Annotated in this window: 20 protein-coding genes; 4 read left to right on the top strand and 16 right to left on the bottom strand. The window is 58.3% G+C overall.

The window, feature by feature from the left end; genetic code table 11:
• Positions 1–13: 13 nt before the first annotated feature.
• From ACR0KC_RS03510 to ACR0KC_RS03480, 7 genes are all read right to left on the bottom strand, one after another.
• Positions 14–262, bottom strand: a complete 249-nt coding sequence (locus ACR0KC_RS03510) for a hypothetical protein (RefSeq protein ID WP_480771484.1) — start codon at positions 260–262, stop codon at positions 14–16.
• A gap of 238 nt (positions 263–500) precedes the next feature.
• Positions 501–2021, bottom strand: a complete 1521-nt coding sequence (gene purF / locus ACR0KC_RS03505) for an amidophosphoribosyltransferase (protein WP_170396815.1) — start codon at positions 2019–2021, stop codon at positions 501–503.
• 16 nt (positions 2022–2037) lie between these two features.
• Positions 2038–2193, bottom strand: coding sequence for a hypothetical protein (locus ACR0KC_RS03500; RefSeq protein ID WP_480771483.1), 156 nt, complete (start codon positions 2191–2193; stop codon positions 2038–2040).
• A 471-nt stretch (positions 2194–2664) separates the two neighbouring features.
• Positions 2665–3237 carry a CvpA family protein gene (locus tag ACR0KC_RS03495; RefSeq protein ID WP_170595435.1) on the bottom strand — a complete coding sequence of 191 codons (573 nt, stop codon included), beginning with the start codon at positions 3235–3237 and terminating at the stop codon, positions 2665–2667.
• A gap of 40 nt (positions 3238–3277) precedes the next feature.
• Entirely contained in the window at positions 3278–4642 is a 1365-nt protein-coding gene (gene radA / locus ACR0KC_RS03490) for a DNA repair protein RadA (RefSeq protein ID WP_480771482.1), read from the bottom strand.
• A gap of 121 nt (positions 4643–4763) precedes the next feature.
• Positions 4764–5540, bottom strand: coding sequence for a DNA repair protein (locus ACR0KC_RS03485; protein ID WP_170421961.1), 777 nt, complete (start codon positions 5538–5540; stop codon positions 4764–4766).
• 148 nt (positions 5541–5688) lie between these two features.
• Complete coding sequence (locus ACR0KC_RS03480) at positions 5689–6141, bottom strand: paraquat-inducible protein A (protein WP_170396825.1); 453 nt, start codon at positions 6139–6141, stop codon at positions 5689–5691.
• Positions 6142–6244: 103 nt separating this feature from the next.
• On the opposite strand from ACR0KC_RS03480, the gene ACR0KC_RS03475 reads away from it, so the two are divergent.
• Positions 6245–6673 carry a thioesterase family protein gene (locus ACR0KC_RS03475; RefSeq protein WP_170470693.1) on the top strand — a complete coding sequence of 143 codons (429 nt, stop codon included), beginning with the start codon at positions 6245–6247 and terminating at the stop codon, positions 6671–6673.
• Here the strand turns inward: ACR0KC_RS03475 and ACR0KC_RS03470 are convergent.
• From ACR0KC_RS03470 to ACR0KC_RS03430, 9 genes are all read right to left on the bottom strand, one after another.
• Positions 6670–7416 carry an ABC transporter ATP-binding protein gene (locus ACR0KC_RS03470; protein WP_480590171.1) on the bottom strand — a complete coding sequence of 249 codons (747 nt, stop codon included), beginning with the start codon at positions 7414–7416 and terminating at the stop codon, positions 6670–6672. The two genes, ACR0KC_RS03475 and ACR0KC_RS03470, sit on opposite strands and share 4 nt — an antisense overlap.
• A complete protein-coding gene (locus tag ACR0KC_RS03465; RefSeq protein ID WP_480613397.1) occupies positions 7413–8195 on the bottom strand; it encodes an MlaE family ABC transporter permease in 783 nt (260 codons plus the stop codon). The genes ACR0KC_RS03470 and ACR0KC_RS03465 overlap by 4 nt, the downstream gene beginning before the upstream one ends.
• On the bottom strand, positions 8192–9226 hold the full coding sequence (alr, locus tag ACR0KC_RS03460) for an alanine racemase (RefSeq protein WP_480771481.1): 1035 nt from the start codon (positions 9224–9226) through the stop codon (positions 8192–8194). Before alr ends, ACR0KC_RS03465 begins: the two co-directional genes overlap by 4 nt.
• Positions 9227–9273: 47 nt before the next feature.
• A complete protein-coding gene (locus ACR0KC_RS03455) occupies positions 9274–10212 on the bottom strand; it encodes an isopenicillin N synthase family dioxygenase (protein WP_480704974.1) in 939 nt (312 codons plus the stop codon).
• 173 nt (positions 10213–10385) lie between these two features.
• Positions 10386–11876 carry a replicative DNA helicase gene (locus ACR0KC_RS03450; RefSeq protein WP_170421945.1) on the bottom strand — a complete coding sequence of 497 codons (1491 nt, stop codon included), beginning with the start codon at positions 11874–11876 and terminating at the stop codon, positions 10386–10388.
• 201 nt (positions 11877–12077) lie between these two features.
• Positions 12078–12755: an orotate phosphoribosyltransferase gene (locus ACR0KC_RS03445; protein WP_170406124.1), complete on the bottom strand. Its 678-nt coding sequence runs from the start codon at positions 12753–12755 to the stop codon at positions 12078–12080.
• Between the two features lie 330 nt (positions 12756–13085).
• A complete protein-coding gene (locus ACR0KC_RS03440) occupies positions 13086–13568 on the bottom strand; it encodes a CinA family protein (RefSeq protein WP_170662710.1) in 483 nt (160 codons plus the stop codon).
• Positions 13565–14062 (bottom strand): phosphatidylglycerophosphatase A family protein, encoded by a 498-nt coding sequence (locus tag ACR0KC_RS03435; protein WP_170406118.1) that lies wholly within the window; start codon positions 14060–14062, stop codon positions 13565–13567. The genes ACR0KC_RS03440 and ACR0KC_RS03435 overlap by 4 nt, the downstream gene beginning before the upstream one ends.
• Positions 14059–15189 carry a bifunctional 2-C-methyl-D-erythritol 4-phosphate cytidylyltransferase/2-C-methyl-D-erythritol 2,4-cyclodiphosphate synthase gene (locus tag ACR0KC_RS03430; RefSeq protein WP_170662706.1) on the bottom strand — a complete coding sequence of 377 codons (1131 nt, stop codon included), beginning with the start codon at positions 15187–15189 and terminating at the stop codon, positions 14059–14061. The genes ACR0KC_RS03435 and ACR0KC_RS03430 overlap by 4 nt, the downstream gene beginning before the upstream one ends.
• Before the next feature lie 179 nt (positions 15190–15368).
• On the opposite strand from ACR0KC_RS03430, the gene dusB reads away from it, so the two are divergent.
• The 3 genes from dusB to ACR0KC_RS03415 are packed head-to-tail and all read left to right on the top strand — an operon-like array spanning position 15369 to position 18795.
• Positions 15369–16352, top strand: a complete 984-nt coding sequence (gene dusB / locus ACR0KC_RS03425; protein WP_480704971.1) for a tRNA dihydrouridine synthase DusB — start codon at positions 15369–15371, stop codon at positions 16350–16352.
• Entirely contained in the window at positions 16349–17428 is a 1080-nt protein-coding gene (locus ACR0KC_RS03420; protein WP_480771480.1) for a two-component system sensor histidine kinase NtrB, read from the top strand. The genes dusB and ACR0KC_RS03420 overlap by 4 nt, the downstream gene beginning before the upstream one ends.
• Positions 17428–18795 carry a sigma-54-dependent transcriptional regulator gene (locus tag ACR0KC_RS03415; RefSeq protein WP_170396851.1) on the top strand — a complete coding sequence of 456 codons (1368 nt, stop codon included), beginning with the start codon at positions 17428–17430 and terminating at the stop codon, positions 18793–18795. Before ACR0KC_RS03420 ends, ACR0KC_RS03415 begins: the two co-directional genes overlap by 1 nt.
• Positions 18796–18871: the final 76 nt, after the last annotated feature.

The following is an 18871-nucleotide window of genomic DNA, read 5'->3' as shown; positions in this document are numbered from 1 at the left end:
CGTCAAGTCAGGATCAACCGCCCGGAATGTCGATCCGGCGGTTCTGGCCGCTTTGTCGCAGCACAACGCCATTTTCATCAATGGCGACCACCTTACCCGGGCCGACACGACTGCCGGGTTTCACTTTCTTAATGCGCCCCGACGACATGCGGACCAGGGCTTGCAGGTCCGCCTTGGGTCCAAAAATACCCAATACCGAGACCGCGTTCTTCTTGAGCGCCCCCGCCTGTGTGGCGGCGCTTTTCACCGTTGCGTTTGCCATGATCTGTGGCCGAGCTGCGCGCCCGGACCCCGTTTTGTGAGTGGTTTTCGGCATTCGGGTAACACGGGATTTGCCGGACCAAAAGGCCGGCAGCACTCGGTTCGGAGCGGTTCGTATGCCGCATACCGAACCCTTTGCAAATGCAGCCTGTTCAGCAATAGGTTGTCGGCGGATTCTGACCTATGGCGGCTAGCGCAAGTCTCTAGGCCGACGCCTCAGGACAAAGCGATTCGCCCGATCACCCCGAGGCAAGTTTCGCCGCGTTCCACGAACTGCCGACCACCTGCATATCTTCACGCTTCTTGCTGACCCGACTGCTGTTTTCCAGACTGCCCAGATATTCCTCGTCGACGCCGGTGACGTAGTTGCCGTCAAAGCAGGAACAGTCAAAAGCTTCGATCTCGGGGTTGCCTTCCTTGGCAGCCCAGATCAGATCGTCGAGATGTTGGTAGAACAGCGCATCCGCACCCAGTTCTTCGCGAATCTCCTCGATCTCTTTGCCATTCGCGACAAGCTCGTGTCGGGTGGGCATATCGATGCCATAGACATTGGGGTATTTCACCGGGGGCGAGGCGCTGGCGATATAGACCTTTTTTGCCCCGGCCTCACGGCACATCTGGACGATCTTTTTGATTGTATTGCCGCGCACGATCGAATCGTCGATCAGCAGTACGTTATGACCGTCAAACTCCAAAGGCACCGCGTTCAGTTTGCGACGCACGGATTTCTGCCGTTCTTCCTGGCCTGGCATGATGAAGGTGCGGCCAACATAACGGTTCTTAACAAGCCCCTCGCGATAGGGAATGCCTGTGATCTTTGCGGCCTCAAGCGCGACAGGGCGGGCGCTATCTGGCACAGGGATGATCCGGTCGATCTCAAGTCCCGAGTCCTGAATTTGTTTGGCCAGCGTCTGCCCCATTCGCATCTGGGTTTTGTAAACCGACACCCCATCCAGCAGCGAATCCGGTCGGGCTAGATAGACATACTCGAAGATGCAGGGTGTCAGTTTACCTTCAACGGCCTGGAACTCGTGCATATTGCCGTCGAGGTCGATAAGGATCGCCTCGCCGGGACCTAGGTCGCGCAGCTTGTCAAAACCGTTGATGCCAAATGCCACATCTTCGGAAGCAAAGGCATAATCATCGCCGTCACCAGTTGCAGCACGCTTGGCAACAGACAAAGGTCGGATGCCGTAAGGATCGCGGAAGGCCAGCATCCCGACGCCCGCGACGAGGCAGATCACCGAATACGCCCCCTGAACCCGCTCCATCGTCATTTTGACACCGGCAAACAGGTTGCGGATCGGATCAGCATTACCATTGACCTTGATCGCATCCGCAACCTTGTCGGCCAGTACGTTCAGAAGGACCTCGGAATCCGAGGTGGTGCGCAGGTGACGGCTGTATTTCGCGGTAACCTTTTCGCGCTGTTCTTCGGTATTGGTGATGTTGCCGTTGTGAACCAGATAGATGCCATAAGGCGCGTTCACGAAAAATGGTTGCGCCTCGGCCGCGCTGAGCGAGCCAGCGGTTGGATAACGGACATGGCCCATGCCGACCTTTCCCAACAGGGTTTCGGCGTCACTGGCATTGAACACGTCTTTGACGAGACCATTTGCTTTCTTCTCACGGAAGAACTCGCCGTTATAGGTGACGATCCCCGAGGCGTCCTGACCTCGGTGCTGAAGCATCAGCAAGCCGTCATAGATTTCCGCAAAGACATCATGTGTCCGGCTTGCGATCCCCAAAATCCCACACATACACGGGCTCCAATTTCTATGACTTGCTTAGGATGGTGTTCAGGTCGGATCGGGTGCGGACGGGTATCTGAATGGTGTGTTTTGGTCCGTTTGCACGGGACTCAGGCACAAGCACGAAAGCGGCTAGCGCATAAGAAAACAGATACAGCAAGGTCGGCAGCTCCGATTCCATGTCGGTATGGCCTCCACATAATGCCAAACGATGCGTGTGTCATCAAAGGATCACATTCGCGATTTGACGCAGGTGCGAATTGTACACGCCGCGGGTTTAGGATGACAAATGTACAGACCTATGCTGTCATATCATTACGAAGGTTTTTTGCATGCAGTCCGGCAATACCTGGTGGAGCAGACGCCATGTGGCAACACAAGCAAAACACACCGAAGGACAAACCTGTCAAGCGGCGTTGCCACCGATGTCGTGGGGCAGGGCGCGCACCCTGCGAGATCTGCAAGGGAACCGGTGAAGTGATCAAGAGCCGAGACCAGTATGGAAAGCCGATCTCAAGCCGATGTGACGGATGCTTTGGCCTGAAGACCATCCGGTGCAATATTTGTGGTGGCGAAGGGTTTATCTGATTTTTCCGAACCAAACGCAAAAAAGCCCGGCTGAAACCGGGCTTTTCTTTGGAATTTGGTTTGATTAACCCTCAGAGGCGTTGTCGGCGGTGCAGCTTGCGACCAGCTCTTCGTACTGGGCGGTAACCCAACCCAACGCCGCCTCGGGGTTTTGTTCCTCGATCCTGCTGCTGAACTGTTCGAACACCTTGGCCGAGCGGCTTTCATCGACCATCGTGTAGGATTGACCGGTCATCACGGTGTCGTAGACGAAGAACGCAATCGCAACCAGCAATATGCCGCGTGCGATTCCAAAGAAGAAGCCAAGCGCCTGATCCAGGCCGCCAAGCGCAGAACGCTGCACCAGTGAAGAGAATAGCGGCGTGAAGATGCTGACCACGATCAGTGCAATGGCGAAGACGGCGGCAAAGCCGGTAATCACCGAAAGCTCACAACTGTCGCGCAGGAATTCACCGACCACTGGCACTTCTTTGACCAGTGGCACAGCCTGCGGGGCAAAGATGAATGCCAGAACTGCCGCGGCGACCCAACCTGCGATGGCCAAAACCTCGCGCATGAAACCGCGCGAATAGGCTAGCAAGCCCGACAGCACGATGATCAGGGCCACAACCCCGTCAATTATTGTAAAACCTTCCATGGCCCTCGCCTGTTCGTTTTCTGCCCCTCAAGGCGCGACTTTACCCTGCTCCGAAGGTTTCGCCAACAAACCCCACCAAATCAGAGGGTCGGGTGAGTGTCAGACCTGCCACAGTGCCAGTTTTGCCACCTGCCGGAGCAATTGCCGCTGTGAAACCAAGTTTTTGCGCTTCTTTCAACCTGTTTTCGGTCTGCGGGGCTGGTCTAAGTGCCCCGGATAGCGAGATTTCTCCGAAAACGACCGTATCGGCAGGCAGGGCGGTGTCTTCACGAGCGCTAAGCAGTGCAGCAGCAACGGCGAGGTCAGCGGCGGGTTCGCTGACTTTCAGCCCTCCGGCGACGTTTAGATAGACATCGAGCCCGGCAAAGGGGATGCCGCAGCGTGCTTCGAGCACTGCAAGGATCATGGCGAGCCGCCCGCTATCCCATCCGACAACCGTGCGGCGGGGCTGGGAATGGGGGGACGGCGCCACCAGTGCTTGCAATTCGACCAGCACGGGGCGGGTGCCTTCGATACCTGCGAATACGGCGGAACCTGGGCTGGGCTTACCGCGTTCCGATAGGAACAGGGCCGAGGGGTTGGTGACTTGCGCCAGCCCTTTGCCGGTCATTTCGAAGACGCCAATCTCATCCGCTGGGCCAAAGCGGTTCTTAACGGCGCGCAGGATGCGGAACTGGTGCCCGCGTTCGCCTTCGAAGTAAAGCACGGTGTCGACCATATGTTCGACTACACGGGGTCCAGCGATCTGGCCTTCTTTGGTGACGTGGCCAACCATGATGATCGATACGCCGTGGCGTTTTGCAAATGTCGTCAGCTCATGCGCTGCGGCGCGCACCTGCGACACCGAGCCCGGCGCGCTGTCGACATTGTCGGCCCACATCGTCTGGATCGAGTCGATGATGGCGAGGCCGGGTTTTTCTGCCTCTAGCGTCGTGAGGATGTCCCGAAGGTTGGTTTCAGCGGCCAATTGCACCGGCGATTCTTCTAGACCTAAGCGGCGCGCGCGCATCCTAACCTGCGCGCTGGCCTCTTCGCCCGAGACGTAGATGGTTTTGATTCCATTGCGCGCGAAACGTGCGGCAGCCTGAAGCAGAAGGGTCGATTTGCCGATGCCGGGGTCACCGCCCACCAGCAGCGCCGATGCAGGGACAAGGCCGCCGCCGAGGACACGGTCCAATTCTTCAACACCGCAGAGGGTGCGGGGCGGGGGTGTTTCCTCGGTCGAGAGGTCGGTGAGTGCGATGGATTGACCGCGCTTGCCCCCGAGCGACTTCTTGACTGGTCCTGCCGAGAGCGGGGCTTCCTGAACGATGGTGTTCCATTCGCCGCAGCCGTCGCAGCGGCCTGACCATCGTGTATGTGAGGCACCGCAGGCGGAGCAGGTGAAGGATTGTGTCTTTGCCATGTCGCCCTTGGTGCCCGAGGAAGGGCGGTTCTTCAAGCCCTTGCGGGCTTTCCTCACCGCCGGTGGCGCGCCACGTCCTCAGGCCCTTCGGGCCATCGTCCGCTGCGGGCGCTAGACGCGCCTATTCCGCGGCACGCGGCGGGGTCATCGCGACCACGCTGCCCGGTGTTTGATCGTCCGTGGGGGATTGCAATTGCGCCGACAGTTCCGGAAGCAGATCGAACAGCTCATCCCTGAGGCGCGCGAGTTGCGATTTGGCGATGGATTCCTCGATCTCGATGTCTCGGGTCCATTGGCGCAGCTCGTGCTGGATGATTTGGGCTTCCTCGATGCGCTGCTGGAATTGTTCGACCTCTTCCTGACGTTGCCGCAGGAAGGCACGGGCGCGTTCGACCTTTGTGTCCCCATAGGTCTCGGCCAGTTCCTGGCTGATCTGGCTCATCTGAGCAGCCAGTTCCAGCACCTGCGGTTCGAGCCCCTGCAAATCGGGGTGATCGCGCAGGAAGGCCATGCGCTCTTTCACCGCGTCGAATTCGGAGGCCAGCGCAAAGGCTCCGCTGCGGTCGGCGGCATGGGCGACCTGATAGGCCCCGGCCACGTCCTGCATATTCATTGTGAACTTACGATGGGTGTTTTCAAGCGCCATCATGCGGGCGTTCGATGGCAGATAGAAGACCAGCATCAGGATCAGGGCGGTCAATCCGGCCTGAACATATACGCCTGCGTCAATCGTTGCACCGTTGCTGAGACCGGCCTGCAACGAGAGCCAGGGCAGGATGCCAATCGCGGATAAAATGGTGGTCGTCACCGCGAACAATGCTGCGGCGCAGATCAGGAAAAAAGTGAGCCTTAATAAGGTATTCTGAAATTGCAATGTTATTGTGTGGAGGGCGGCCATGATCGTCGTTCTCCTTCTTCAACCGGTACAAAAACCGGGCCGAAGCGGAAGGTTAAACAGACGCGAAGTGATCCGCTACGGACCCATAAACTACAAAATTTACTGCTCGAAATATTAAGATGATACTCAGAAATCTGTTTTCAATCAATTAGGTCTGAGGTTTTCGTGATCCAAATGTCATCTCTGTAATATGGCCCAGTGCAAGTGAAGCCAGAATGCAGCCGGTAAACAGGTAGAGACCCCATGCGGTTTCGATGGTTGCGTATGAGATGCCTTTGGCCAGTGTGATGTAAAGCGCGATGAGGAAGATATCGGCCATCGCCAACTTGCCGAGGATGTTGAGCGCGGGTTGGACGCGCGGGTCCAGCAGGTTCCATTGGATCAGCGCGGTCCCGATGGTTTTGACGTAGGGCGCGAAGAGGGCGAAGACGGTAACGATCAACGCGAGGAAGATGTCGGACTTCCACAAGGACTGGAGCCCGGTGATGACGCTTATTTCGCTGAGACCGAAGATCGGCAAGAGCCCTGCGCGCATCAGCGGGGCGAACCACGCGATGGGGTAGAGGATCAGGAGTGAGAGAGTGGCGAGGCGGAGGGTCATATGTACTTATTAGGTGTTCCGCCGCCTATCGGGCGACGCGTTTCAGTTATGTGTTAGCTTAATTCAAGAATTCAAACTCGTTTTTGTCATTGGGAGACGTCAGATGCCAGCTTTTGTGGCTTTCAAGTCAATTGTTGATCCTTCGGATTGCGATTTTCTGGGGCATATGAATGTCTCGCGGTACTTTGCGGCTTGCTCAGATTCGGTGTTTGCTATCCAATCGGAGATGGGATTGAACGCAGACGATATGCGTTCGGGACGGAAGCTATCATTTGCGGTGGTACATGCGGAGAGTAGTTTCCTCGCCGAACTTCGAGCGGGGGAGGCTATTCAGATGGAGAGTGAGGTACTCGAGATAGGCGGGAAGTCGGTCACCTTCCGACACAGATTGCTGCGCTCTGCTGACAGAAAAACTGTATTCTCAACAGTGTTCAAATGCGTCTTGTTGAATCTCGAATCTCGAAAAGCCGAATTGCTTCCAGATGAGGTTGTCGCAAGCGCGAAAAACTGGCTAGTGAGTGAGAAAGATTAGCGCACTGCCTCAATCGGCCCCTCTGCACTCCCGCTGATGAACTGCTCCACATAGGGATCGCCCGAGGCGTCCATCTGGCTGACCGGGCCGGTCCACTGGATCACGCCTCCGTGCAGCATGGCCACGTTGTCGGCAATGGCGCGGACCGAGCTCATGTCGTGGGTGATGGTCATCGCGGTGGCGCCCATCTCGGTCACGATTTCGCGGATCAGGTCGTTGATGACGCCGGACATGATCGGGTCAAGGCCGGTGGTGGGTTCATCGAAAAAGATGATCTCGGGCTCGGCGGCGATGGCGCGGGCGAGGCCGACGCGTTTTTGCATTCCGCCCGACAGCTCGGCCGGGAACCTATCGGCGACGTTGGATTTCAGGCCCACACGGCGCAGTTTCTCGATGGCGATCTCGCGCGCCTCATCCGCCGGGCGCTTCAGTGAACCGCGCAGCAGGCGGAAGGCGACGTTTTGCCAGACGGGCAGGGAGTCAAACAGCGCGGCGCCCTGAAACAACATGCCGAAACGCGCCAGAAACGCATCCCGGTCACCTTTCTGGGCGTCCTTGCCGTCGACATAGATCATGCCGCTGTCAGGCTTGATCAGGCCGAGTATGCATTTCAACGCCACGGATTTACCCGTGCCAGAACCGCCGATGATGACCATCGAGGTGCCCTGGGGAATATCAAGGTTCATGCCTTGCAGGACGTGGTTGTCGTCAAAGGCCTTATGTACGTTCTCCATCCGGATCATAGCGAGAAGAACACCCCTGTAAGAACGAAATTGGCGGCGAGGATCAGCACGGCTGCAGCCTCGACCGAGCCTTTGGTGGCCCGGCCCACACCCTGCGCACCGCGGCCTGAGGACATGCCGTAGTAGCAGCCCATGATGGCGGCGATAACGCCGAAGGCGGCGCCTTTCACCAGTGACGAGACGATGTCGCGGGTTTCAAGGAAATCGACGGTGTTTTTCAGATAGGCTGCCGGGTTGAAGCCCAGATTTTGCGTCGCGACGGTGTAACCGCCTGCGATGCCGATGATATCTCCGACCCCGACCAGCGCTGGAACCGTGATCAGGGCGGCCAGCACGCGTGGGGCGGTGAGGTATTTCATCGGATGGGTGGACAATGTGACCAGAGCGTCGATCTGCTCGGTCACTTTCATCGTCGCAATCTCGGCGGCGATCGAAGACGTCACGCGGGCGGCGATCATCAGGCCGACCAGCACCGGGCCAAGCTCTCGCACCATGCCTATGGCGACGATCTGGGGCACCACGGCCTCGGCGTTGAAACGCGCGCCGCCTGCGTAGATCTGCAGCGCCAACGCGCCGCCGGTGAAGATGGCGGTCAGGCCGACCACGGGCAGGGACAACCAGCCGATATTCAGCAGGGCGATTCCGAACTCGCGCGGATAAAACGGTGGTCGAAAAATGTGCGAAACCGCGTCGAGCGCGAACAGCGCGACGCGGCCAAACGCGGCGAGCATGGTCAGGATAGAACGCCCCAGCTCACCCAGCAATGAAACGGGATTCATTCCACGTAGCCCCGCGAAAAGCGACTGCCGAGCGAGGTCAGAATTTCATAGCCGATGGTGCCAGCGGCTTCGGCTAGATCATCGACGGTTTGGTGCCCGTTCAGGATACGCAGGCGATCAGGTTTGTACGGCAAGTCAGTCACATCCACGGTGATCAGGTCCATCGAGATACGTCCTACCACCGGGCAGGGCTGATCACCAGCGAATGTATCGATGCCGCCCCCAATGGCGCGATGCAGCCCATCGGCATAACCGGCCGCAACGGTCGCAATCTTCGACGGGCGGCGCGCGCTCCAGCTGTTGCCGTAGCCGACGGTCTCGCCCACGGCGACGTCGCGCACTTGAATCACCGGCATATCGACGGTGACGACCGGCTTGGCCCCGGCAAAGGGCATCCCGCCGTACAGGCCAATCCCTGGGCGGCAAAAGTCAAAGTGGAATTCCGGCCCCATCAGAGTACCACCCGTCGCCGCAAGCGAGCGCGGCGCGTCGACGCCATCGGTCATCTGTTTGAACGTGTTCAACTGTTGGCGGTTCATAGGGTGTTCAGGCTCATCCCCGCAGGCCAAATGCGACATCACGACCAGCGGGTCCAGGGCAAGAGCTTCGTGCCGCAGTTCGGCCCAGTCCGCAGGCTCAAGCCCAAGGCGATTCATACCGCTGTCGAGCTGGATACCAAAGCCATGATTGGGCAGGGCCTGACGATGACGCTTGAATTGTTCGGGCGAGTTGATCAACGGCGTCAGATCATGCTGGCGCAGCAGATCCGTGTCGCCCTCCATATGTCCGGAAAACACCGCAACCAGCGGGCCGGGGCCCACAGCCTCACGCACGGCCACGCCTTCCTCGGCAACGGCGACGAAGAATTTTGCAACGCCTTCCTCAGCCAGCGCAGAGGCGACCGGACCGGCACCTAACCCGTAAGCGTCAGCTTTGACCACTGCGCCGGTTTCAACCTGGGTCTTTGCGTCAAGCGCCTGCCAGTTCTGGGCGAGCGCGTGCAGATTTATCGTCAGATGTGCGGTACTCATAAACGCCGTTCATCACATAGGATTGGCCCAGGTCAAGGGGGAGCACCTTAATTCTTGGCGGGTTTATGCGCCTCATAGGCCGCTTCCAGCTCGGAACGCAGGAAATCCGCAAATAATAAGGGGCTAAACTGAGGTTGGCCGGTCCCGGGTAGAGGTTCGATGATTGTGCTGACATGAGGATCAAAGAAGAACGGAACGCTATATCGTTCACGGCCAGAATGGTTGATGACCCGATGCGGCGTCGAAAGCAGGCGGCCGTTCGACATCCGGTGCAGCATATCCCCGACATTGACGACAAAGGCGTCGGGACGGGACGGAACGTCAACCCAATGCCCTGACGATGTTTTGACCTGCAAGCCGCCCACCTGATCTTGAGCAAGCAGCGTTAGGCATCCGAAATCAGTGTGCGGGGCCGAGCCGAACAGATCATCGGGGCTGGTCTTTGCTTGCGGAGGATAGTGAAGCAGACGCAGCCAGAATGTAGGCTCGTCAAACGCGGAAAGGACCGAGAAATCCTGCGCCTCGCAAGCGATCAGAGCGATATGCATCAATCTACGTCCAAGGGCCGACATAGCCTTAACGTAGGTTTCCAGGGTGTCGCGAAAATCCGGTAGATCAGGCCATCGGTTTGGACCCGAGAGGTAGATATCGGGATCAACGCCAGCATCCTCGCGCATCATCATGAAGCTGGCGGATTGGTTGGGTTTTTTTACATCGGCCAGTGTTGAGTTCACATCTGTCGATGTGTTGATGGCGATGTATCCGCGATGCGTGTGGTCGACTGCGATTGCCAGCTTTTGATCCAGCGGCAGCGCGTGAAACTGTTTTGAGGCTTCGAACACATCGCGCATCAGCTGCGGGTCTATTCCGTGATCTTCGATATAGCCGAAACCAGTCGTGCCGTAGGCCGAACGAAACTCGGCCGCGATTTCCTCATCAGGGCGTGCACCCAGACGAATAACGGGGATCTCTGTGAATTCAGTCATGTCTCTCTCGCTTATATTGGGAAGATTGCAGGGGCAAAAATGCCCCCGGTCTATCCCGCAAAGCGTTTGCGGCGATGCCCGAAATGACGCGCCAGAATCACGCGCCGGGGTAGGGGATTGAGACAAGCTTGCATAGCCCGATCCGTACACATCGGACCGGGCTGGTCAAGGGATCAATAGCCCTCGATCTGGCTGTCCTGTTGCCAAGGTTTGACCAGATTGCCAAATCGGGTGAACTGAGCTTCGAACGACAGCTCGACCGTGCCGATGGGGCCGTGGCGCTGCTTGCCGACGATGACCTCGGCCTTGCCATGCAGGCGCTCCATGGCCTGTTTCCACTCTTCCATCTTTTCCAACTCGTGATCGCCGGGTTTTTCGCGTTCCTTATAGTATTCCTCGCGGAACACGAACATCACAACGTCGGCATCCTGTTCGATCGAGCCCGATTCCCGCAGGTCAGACAGCTGCGGGCGTTTGTCGTCACGGCTTTCTACCTGTCGGCTGAGCTGTGACAGTGCGATGACCGGGATGTTGAGTTCCTTGGCGATGGCTTTCATGCCCATCGAAATCTCGGCGATTTCGTTGACGCGGTTGTCGGCCATTCCGCGGCAGAGCTGAAGGTAGTCGATCACCAGCAAATCCAGCCCGTGCGTCCGCTTCAGCCGCCGTGCACGGGCAGCGAGTTGCGAGATCGGCAGGGCGGGGGTGTCATCGATGAATAGCGGGCAGGCTTCCAGTTCTTTCGCGGCGTCAACGAAGCGGCGGAACTCGGACTCGGTCATGTCGCCCTGGCGGATTTTGTGACTGGAGATCTCGGAAGCCTCGGCCAGAACCCGGCCCGCAAGCTGTTCGGCGCTCATTTCGAGTGAAAAGAACCCAACCACACCGCCGTCGATCGCACCTTCAGAGCCGTCCGGCTTGGTGCCGCGCTTGTAGGCCTTGGCCACGTTAAATGCGACGTTTGTTGCCAGCGATGTCTTACCCATCGACGGACGCCCGGCCAAAATGATCAGGTCGGACGGGTGCAGGCCACCCAATTGCTTGTCGAGATCGGCCAGACCGGTGGAAATCCCCGCCATGCCGCCACCGCGTTGGTACGCCTCGTTGGTGACGTTGACGGCTTCTGTGACCGCCTTGAGGAAGGATTGAAAACCCTGTTCGGTCTGGCCCTGCTCGGATAACTGATAAAGCTGTTGCTCGGCCTCGACGATTTGTTCTTTGGGCTCGCTGCTGACATCGACCCTCGCAGCCTTGTCTGAAATGTCCCGGCCCAGCCGGATCAGCTCGCGCCGAATGGCGAGGTCATAGATCATTTGGGCGTAGTCATGCACCGCAAAGGCACTGATCGATGCACCGGCAAGCTTGACCAGATAGGCCGGACCACCCAGTTCCTTCAGGCCCTCATCCTCGGCCATGAAAGACTTCAGCGTGACGGGTGAAGCCAGCGCATTTTTAGCGATACGGGTCGACGCGACTTCGTAGATGCGCGCATGAACCGGATCATAGAAATGCTCGGCCCCAATAATCGATGCGACCCGATCATACAGATCGTTATTCGTCAGAATAGCACCCAGAAGCTGCTGCTCGGCCTCGATGGAGTGCGGCATTGTTTCTGGGTTCTGAATCTGTGCGGCGGCCTGCTCGATACTGCTGATCTCGTTCATTGCTGTTCTCTTTGTCCCCTGGACAGAGGCCATAGCGCGGCCCTGTGAGTCGGCGCAAATTGTATGTTTTCTGGGGATATGCTGTGCATATCTCTCTGCCCCATCATATTGAAGGATGAGGCAGGGTTGCGTCAACATCTTGTGGATGAAGCGATCGACGCAGCGGTCAGTGTTTCCATTCTGAAAACAGTTTGCGCAACGTCAGCTTTTATGTGCGTCCTGCCAACCGCGCGGGTCGTTCAGGAAGGCCTCGACGCCATCAAGCGTCTCTTCGTCAAAGGCCTTTTGCGCTTTGGCTTCCGCCAAAACATCCCACCAAGTACAAAGCGAGTGCAATTTTACGCCGTGATCGCCCAGCGTTTTCTCGGTTTCGGGGAAAATACCATAATAGAAGATCACAGCCGTATGCCCACAGGTCGCACCGGTTTCGCGGATCGCGTCGACAAAGGACAGTTTTGAGCCTCCATCGGTGGTCAGGTCTTCAACCAGCAGTACCCGCTCACCCTCGCTCATCGCGCCTTCGATGCGGGCGTTCCGGCCGTAGCCTTTGGGTTTCTTCCGCACATAGGTCATTGGCAGTGCCATGCGCTCGGCGACCATTGCAGCGAAGGGAATACCCGCTGTTTCGCCACCGGCGATATTGTCAAACGCTTCGAACCCCGCGTCGCGCATCACGGTAACCGTCAGGAAGTCCATCAGAGTTGAGCGGATGCGCGGGTACGAGATCAGCTTGCGGCAATCGATATAGGTCGGGCTTGGTAGACCGCTGGCCAGCGTGAAAGGTTCGCGGGAATTAAAGTGTACGGCTTTGATCTCCAGCAGCATCCGCGCGGTCAGGCGGGCGATTTCGGTGCTGTCGGGGAAGGAACTGGGGATCATGGCGCAAACCTCTGGGCTGAAAGGGTGTCGCAGGCTGATAGCCTGACCCCCGGCCCAGAGTCGAGAGGGCACGCCAAAAGAAAAGCGGACCCCCAAGAGGTCCGCTTGATGCCCTTGCGGGCAGAGCAGCCAAGGTGGGCTTGACTGCTCATTTCTCGGGCTCGCTTTCCGCAATCGGCAAGACCGTGCCTTCAATCTCGGTTTCGACGTGTATGCGAGGCGAGGTAAGAAGCGCAACCACCATTGCCGTCACAAATGTGTAGGCTGCCGCGCAGTAACTGTATTCAGCGCCCAGTATTCGAATTGATGCGCTGTAGGTTGCACGTTTTCTTAGGTCTGAGCCAGATCAGCAAGAGCGTCGCTCAAAAGGGTCAAAGCGTGGTCCCGTGCAGCGCGACGTACGTTATCCCGTCCCTGGGCTCCGAATTCCACGGTCTCGGTTCGGGTCGGTTGACCCTGTGCAGCGAGGCCAAAGCAAACGCGGCCTTCGGGTTTGTGTTCGGACCCGCCGGGGCCCGCGATGCCGGTGATCGAGACCGCCAGCTGCGCCCGCGAATTCAGCAGGGCGCCATTGGCCATTTCTTGGGCGACTTCTTCTGAAACTGCGCCATACGTCTCAAGCGTATCGGCGCGCACGCCCAGCATCTCTTGCTTTGCGGTGTTGGTGTAGGTGACAAAGCCGCGCTCAACCACGGCAGAGCTGCCGGGGATGTCAGTCAGTGCAGCGGCGACCATACCACCGGTACAGCTTTCAGCAGTGGCGATCATCATGCCCTGCGCCTTGGCGCGATCCAGCAGGTCGACAACGATCATTGACCCATGACTCCATGTGAGATACCGGCGAGGACGACCACACCGATGGCCGCAAAGACGCCAGCGATCACATCATCCAGCATGACACCCATCGGATCTCCACGCCGGTCGGCCCAGCCAATGGGACCGGGTTTGGTAATGTCGAAGAGGCGGAACAAGAGAAAACCCGCGATCCAGCCGGGCCAGAGCGCTGTGATGTCGATCCCATGCGCCCAAGACGGGTAGGAAATCGCCCATATCGCGATGAATTGGCCCGCGACTTCATCAATGACAATTTCGGACGGGTCGTGGTCATCTTGTCCAGCTGTCATCACTTGCGTAGCCCACAGGCCCCCGAAGAAAACCGCGAGTGTTGAGATGACCAGCAAGGGGAAGCCACCCAGCGTATGCAGAACCCACGCCAGCGGCAAAGCAGCCAGCGATCCCCAGGTGCCGGGGGCAGGGCGGAGGTAACCGACGCCGCAGACGGTTCCGATTAGACGAGCCGCTGTCATGACTTCACCAGACAGGCAGTTGCGAGCGAGGCAATGCCTTCGCTGCGACCGGTAAAGCCCAGCCGTTCGGATGTGGTGGCCTTGACCGAGACCTGATCGGTGCGCAAGCCCATGATCCGTGCCATTTCGGCACGCATGGTATCGGCATGAGGGCCGATCTTGGGAAATTCGCAGACCAGTGTGCAGTCGACATTCGAGATCTCATAGCCCAACTGCCCAGCCAATTCGACTGCGTGGCGCAGGAAAATTTCACTTGCTGCACCTTTCCACTGCGGATCGGAGGGCGGAAAATGCTGTCCGATATCACCCCGCGCCAGGGCGCCATAGATCGCGTCGGTGACCGCGTGCATCCCCACATCTGCATCGGAGTGACCTTGGAGCCCACGATTGTGCGGCACCTTCACACCGCAGAGGATCACGTGATCTCCGTCACCAAAGCGGTGCACGTCGTAGCCGTTGCCCAGCCTTACATCCATATTCATACCCATTGTACGTTCGGCCCGTGCGAAATCCTCGGGCCGTGTGATTTTCAGGTTATCCGCATCGCCCGGAATAATCGCGACTTCGATTCCCGCAGCGCGCGCGACTTCTACATCATCCGCTGCACCTCCGGGATGGGCTGAATGGGCGGCGGTGATTGTGCCATAATGAAATCCCTGCGGTGTCTGCGCAGCGTAAAGGCCGGATCGATCCTGCGTTCCTGTGACCACTGAACCGTCGCCTGTCCAGAGCGCATCCGTGACGGCCAAGCCCGGAGCAGCTGCCGCATGCGTGTCGAGTGCTTTCAGAACATCGCCGATTATCCGAGCGCTGACGCAGGGTCGGGCGACATCATGTATCAAAACCTTTTCAACGCTGTACGCTTCCAAAGCCTGCAACCCGTTGCGCACTGATCTGGCGCGGTCTGCACCGCCGGGTGCAAGGATCAGGTTTGTCGCGCTGAATTCTTCCCAAACGGCTGTGTCCTCTTCGGCCAGCACCAAAACGACGTGATCAACCAACCCTTCGAAGCGGTCAATCGCCCAATCGGCCACGCGCCGCCCAGCCAAGGCACGCCACTGTTTGGGCACTCCGCCTCCGGCGCGCTGGCCGCGCCCGGCGGCGACGATGATGGCGGCTGTGGTCATCTGAAAGGTCTCCTGATTGGGGCATTGTTTAGGGGGCGGTGAATGCAGAGGCAATCACCCGCGTCAATTTGCTTAAAAAATAAGCATATGATGATTTTGCGGGCTTGAACGCTCCCGTTTTATTGTTCATATGCCGCAATTTCGATATCAAATGCGCAACTGCTCAAGGATTAAGCACATTGGCCCTGCGTCTTGCTGAAAAGGATCTGACCCCTCCGGTGCTGTTGGCGCCAATGGCCGGAATCACCGACCGGCCTTTTAGGGACCTTGTGATGCGCTTCGGCGCGGGGATGGTTGTCAGCGAAATGGTCGCCAGCCAAGAGATGGTACAGGCCAAACCAGGCGTACGTGAACGGGCCGAGCTGTCGGCGGATGTGGAAAACACCGCTGTGCAACTGGCCGGACGCGAGGCGCATTGGATGGCCGAGGCCGCCCGGCAAGTCGCTGACCGGGGCGCGCGCGTGATCGATATCAATATGGGTTGCCCAGCAAAGAAGGTAACCAATGGCTATTCCGGTTCGGCTTTGTTGAAAACTCCGGACCATGCACTGACGCTGATCGAGGCCGTTGTGGGTGCAGTTGATGTGCCTGTTACGCTGAAAACGCGGCTAGGCTGGGATGACAATCTGTTGAACGCACCGGATGTGGCGCGGCGGGCGCAGGACGCAGGCATCCGGATGGTGACCATCCATGGGCGTACGCGCTGTCAATTCTATAAAGGCCGGGCAGATTGGCGGGCGATCCGGGCGGTGAAAGAAGCCGTCTCGATCCCTGTCATCGCAAACGGTGACATCGTCGATACCGAGGCCGCGCAAATCGCGCTGAATCAGTCCGGGGCCGATGGCGTCATGATAGGTCGTGGGGCGCAGGGCAAGCCCTGGCTGCTGGCGCAGATTTGCCATGATCTCTATGGCGCTGCTTCGCCAACCATTCCCACGGGCACTGAACTGATCGAGATGGTGCGTGGCCACTATCTGGCGATGCTGGAGTTCTACGGTACCGATCTGGGCCTGCGCGTCGCACGCAAACATCTCGGTTGGTACATGGATGAGGCCGGAACACCCGCCACCTTGCGGCGGGCTGTCCTGACATCCCGCGACACCAATGAGGTGTTACGGCTTTTGGCAGATGCGCTTAGTGGCACGGCGGAGGCAGCAGCATGACCTCTGACCAGAGCATCTGGACCTCGCTTCCGGTTCCGGCGTTCATTATCGATGCCGAAGATCGGATATCGGACGTCAACTCCTCGGGTGAGGGGTTTCTGAACGCCTCCCGCAAGGCAGTGATTGGACTCCCGGTCTGGGATCAACTCGCGGTTGACGCGCCGTTGGAAGAGGCGTTTCTGCGCGCGCGTCAACAAGGTACACCGCTGTTCGTGAACGATGTGGACGTTGGGTCGGGCAATCGCGCGCCGCTGCAATGTGCGCTGCAAATCGCACCGCTTATGGGGCATCCCGGTTCAATGATCATGATCATCTCGCCGCGCGAACTGGCCGGTCGGATGACCCGTGGCAACACTGTGAAATCGGCAGCGCAGTCTGCGATTGGTATGGCCGAGATGCTGGCGCATGAGATCAAGAACCCTTTGGCAGGGATCACCGGTGCGGCGCAATTGCTCAGCATGAATATTTCGCAGCAAGATCTTGAGCTCACTGACCTTATCGTTGAGGAAAGCCGCCGCATCGTGAAGTTGTTGGAGCAGGTAGAACAGTTCGGCAACCTGTCTCAACCCGATTTCAAACCGGTCAATATCCACGATGTACTGGATCGCGCGCGCAGGTCAGCGCTGTTGGGTTTTGGCGCGCATATGACGATTATCGAGGATTACGACCCCTCGCTGCCCTTGGCCTATGGGGACCCGGATCAGTTCCTGCAGGTGGTTCTGAACTTGCTCAAAAACGCTTCGGAAGCTGCTGATGGCAACGGTACAATCCGGCTGCGTACCTATTTTGAGCATTCATTCCGACTGCGGCGCAGCGACGGTTCGGGTCATTCGCTGCCTCTGCAGATCGAGATTATTGATGATGGGCCGGGCCTGCCGGAAAATATTCGCAGGGATATTTTCGACCCCTTCGTGTCGGGCAAGGAGAACGGCACCGGGCTTGGGCTGGCGCTGGTCAGCAAGATCGTTTCCGACCACGACGGCTGGATTTCGGCTGAATCTGTGCCCGGACGCACTAGTTTTCGACTGTCCCTGCGGCGTGCACCGAACGACGCGTATGAAAAGGAGAGCATCTGATGGATGGCACAGTTCTGGTTGCCGATGACGACCGCACGATCCGCACGGTTCTTACACAGGCCCTGACGCGGGCGGGGTGCAAGGTTCACGCGACATCTTCGCTGACCACGCTGATGCGCTGGGTAGCCGAAGGCAAGGGCGACGTTGTGATCTCGGATGTGGTAATGCCGGATGGAAACGGGTTGGAGATGCTGCCAAAGATCGCGCAGGACCGTCCCGGTTTGCCGGTCATCGTGATCTCGGCCCAGAACACCATCATGACAGCCATTCAGGCGGCTGAGGCGGAAGCTTACGATTATCTGCCAAAGCCTTTCGATTTGCCCGATCTGATGAAGCGCACCGCGAGGGCGCTGGATCAAAAGCAGCGGGTACAGGCTGAGCCGGTGATGGCCAGCGAAGACCGACCTGATGAACTGCCGCTTGTCGGGCGCACCCCGGTGATGCAGGCGCTTTATCGTCTGGTCGCTCGGGTGATGAACACGGATCTGTCTGTAATGATTTCTGGTGAAAGTGGGACGGGTAAATCTCTGATAGCACGCGCTATTCACGATTTCTCTGACCGAAGGACACTGCCCTTTGTCACCGTGACTGCTGCCGATCTGAGCGATTTGGAAGGCCCGGCACGGGTTATGGCGCGCGTACGTGGTGGTACGCTGCTGATCGATGAAATTGCCGATATTGATGATGAGATTCAGGCCCGTATCGTGCGCATGATGGACACGCCGGGCGATCACGTGCCGCGTTTCATGGCCACAAGTCAATCAGATCTGACCGACGCGATGGAAAGCGGTCGCGTGCGGCAAGATCTCTATTACCGTCTCTGCGGTGCGACGATCCACGTGCCTGCGTTGCGCGAACGGGTTGATGATATTACCTTGCTGACCGATCACTTTCTGGCGCGGGAGGAGCGGGAAAGCGGCGCGCAGCGTCGCCTCAGCCCCGAAGCGGTCGAGTTGGTGCGCCGGTATTCCTGGCCCGGCAATGTCCGACAGCTTGAAAATGCGATCCGGCGTCTTGGTCTAACCAGCCGATCTGATGAAATCTCGCGCACCGAAGTTGAGATGGTGCTGGGTAGCCAGCCCGAGGCCGAACCAGTTCTGGGTGATGGCGAGCGTGAGAAGCTGTCATCTTCTGTTGGTCGTCACCTGCGCCGGTATTTTGATCTGCACGGAAACATCCTGCCGCCTCCCGGCCTCTATCAACGTATTCTACGCGAAGTCGAGGCACCGTTGATCGAAATCGCGCTGGATGCGACTGGTGGAAATCAGGCAAAATGTGCTGATCTCCTGGGGATTAACCGGAATACGCTGCGGAAAAAGATTACTGACCTCGATATTCAGGTGACACGCCGTCGCAAACTGATGTAATATCGCCACACAAACAGTGGCATTCGGGTTCGACCCCGGGAACGACCACGATATATGGCGGTAAGCCGCGCAAGCG

It is taken from the genome of Ruegeria sp. CF3 (genome assembly GCF_056537365.1).
This window is presented reverse-complemented; position numbering and strand designations above follow the sequence as displayed.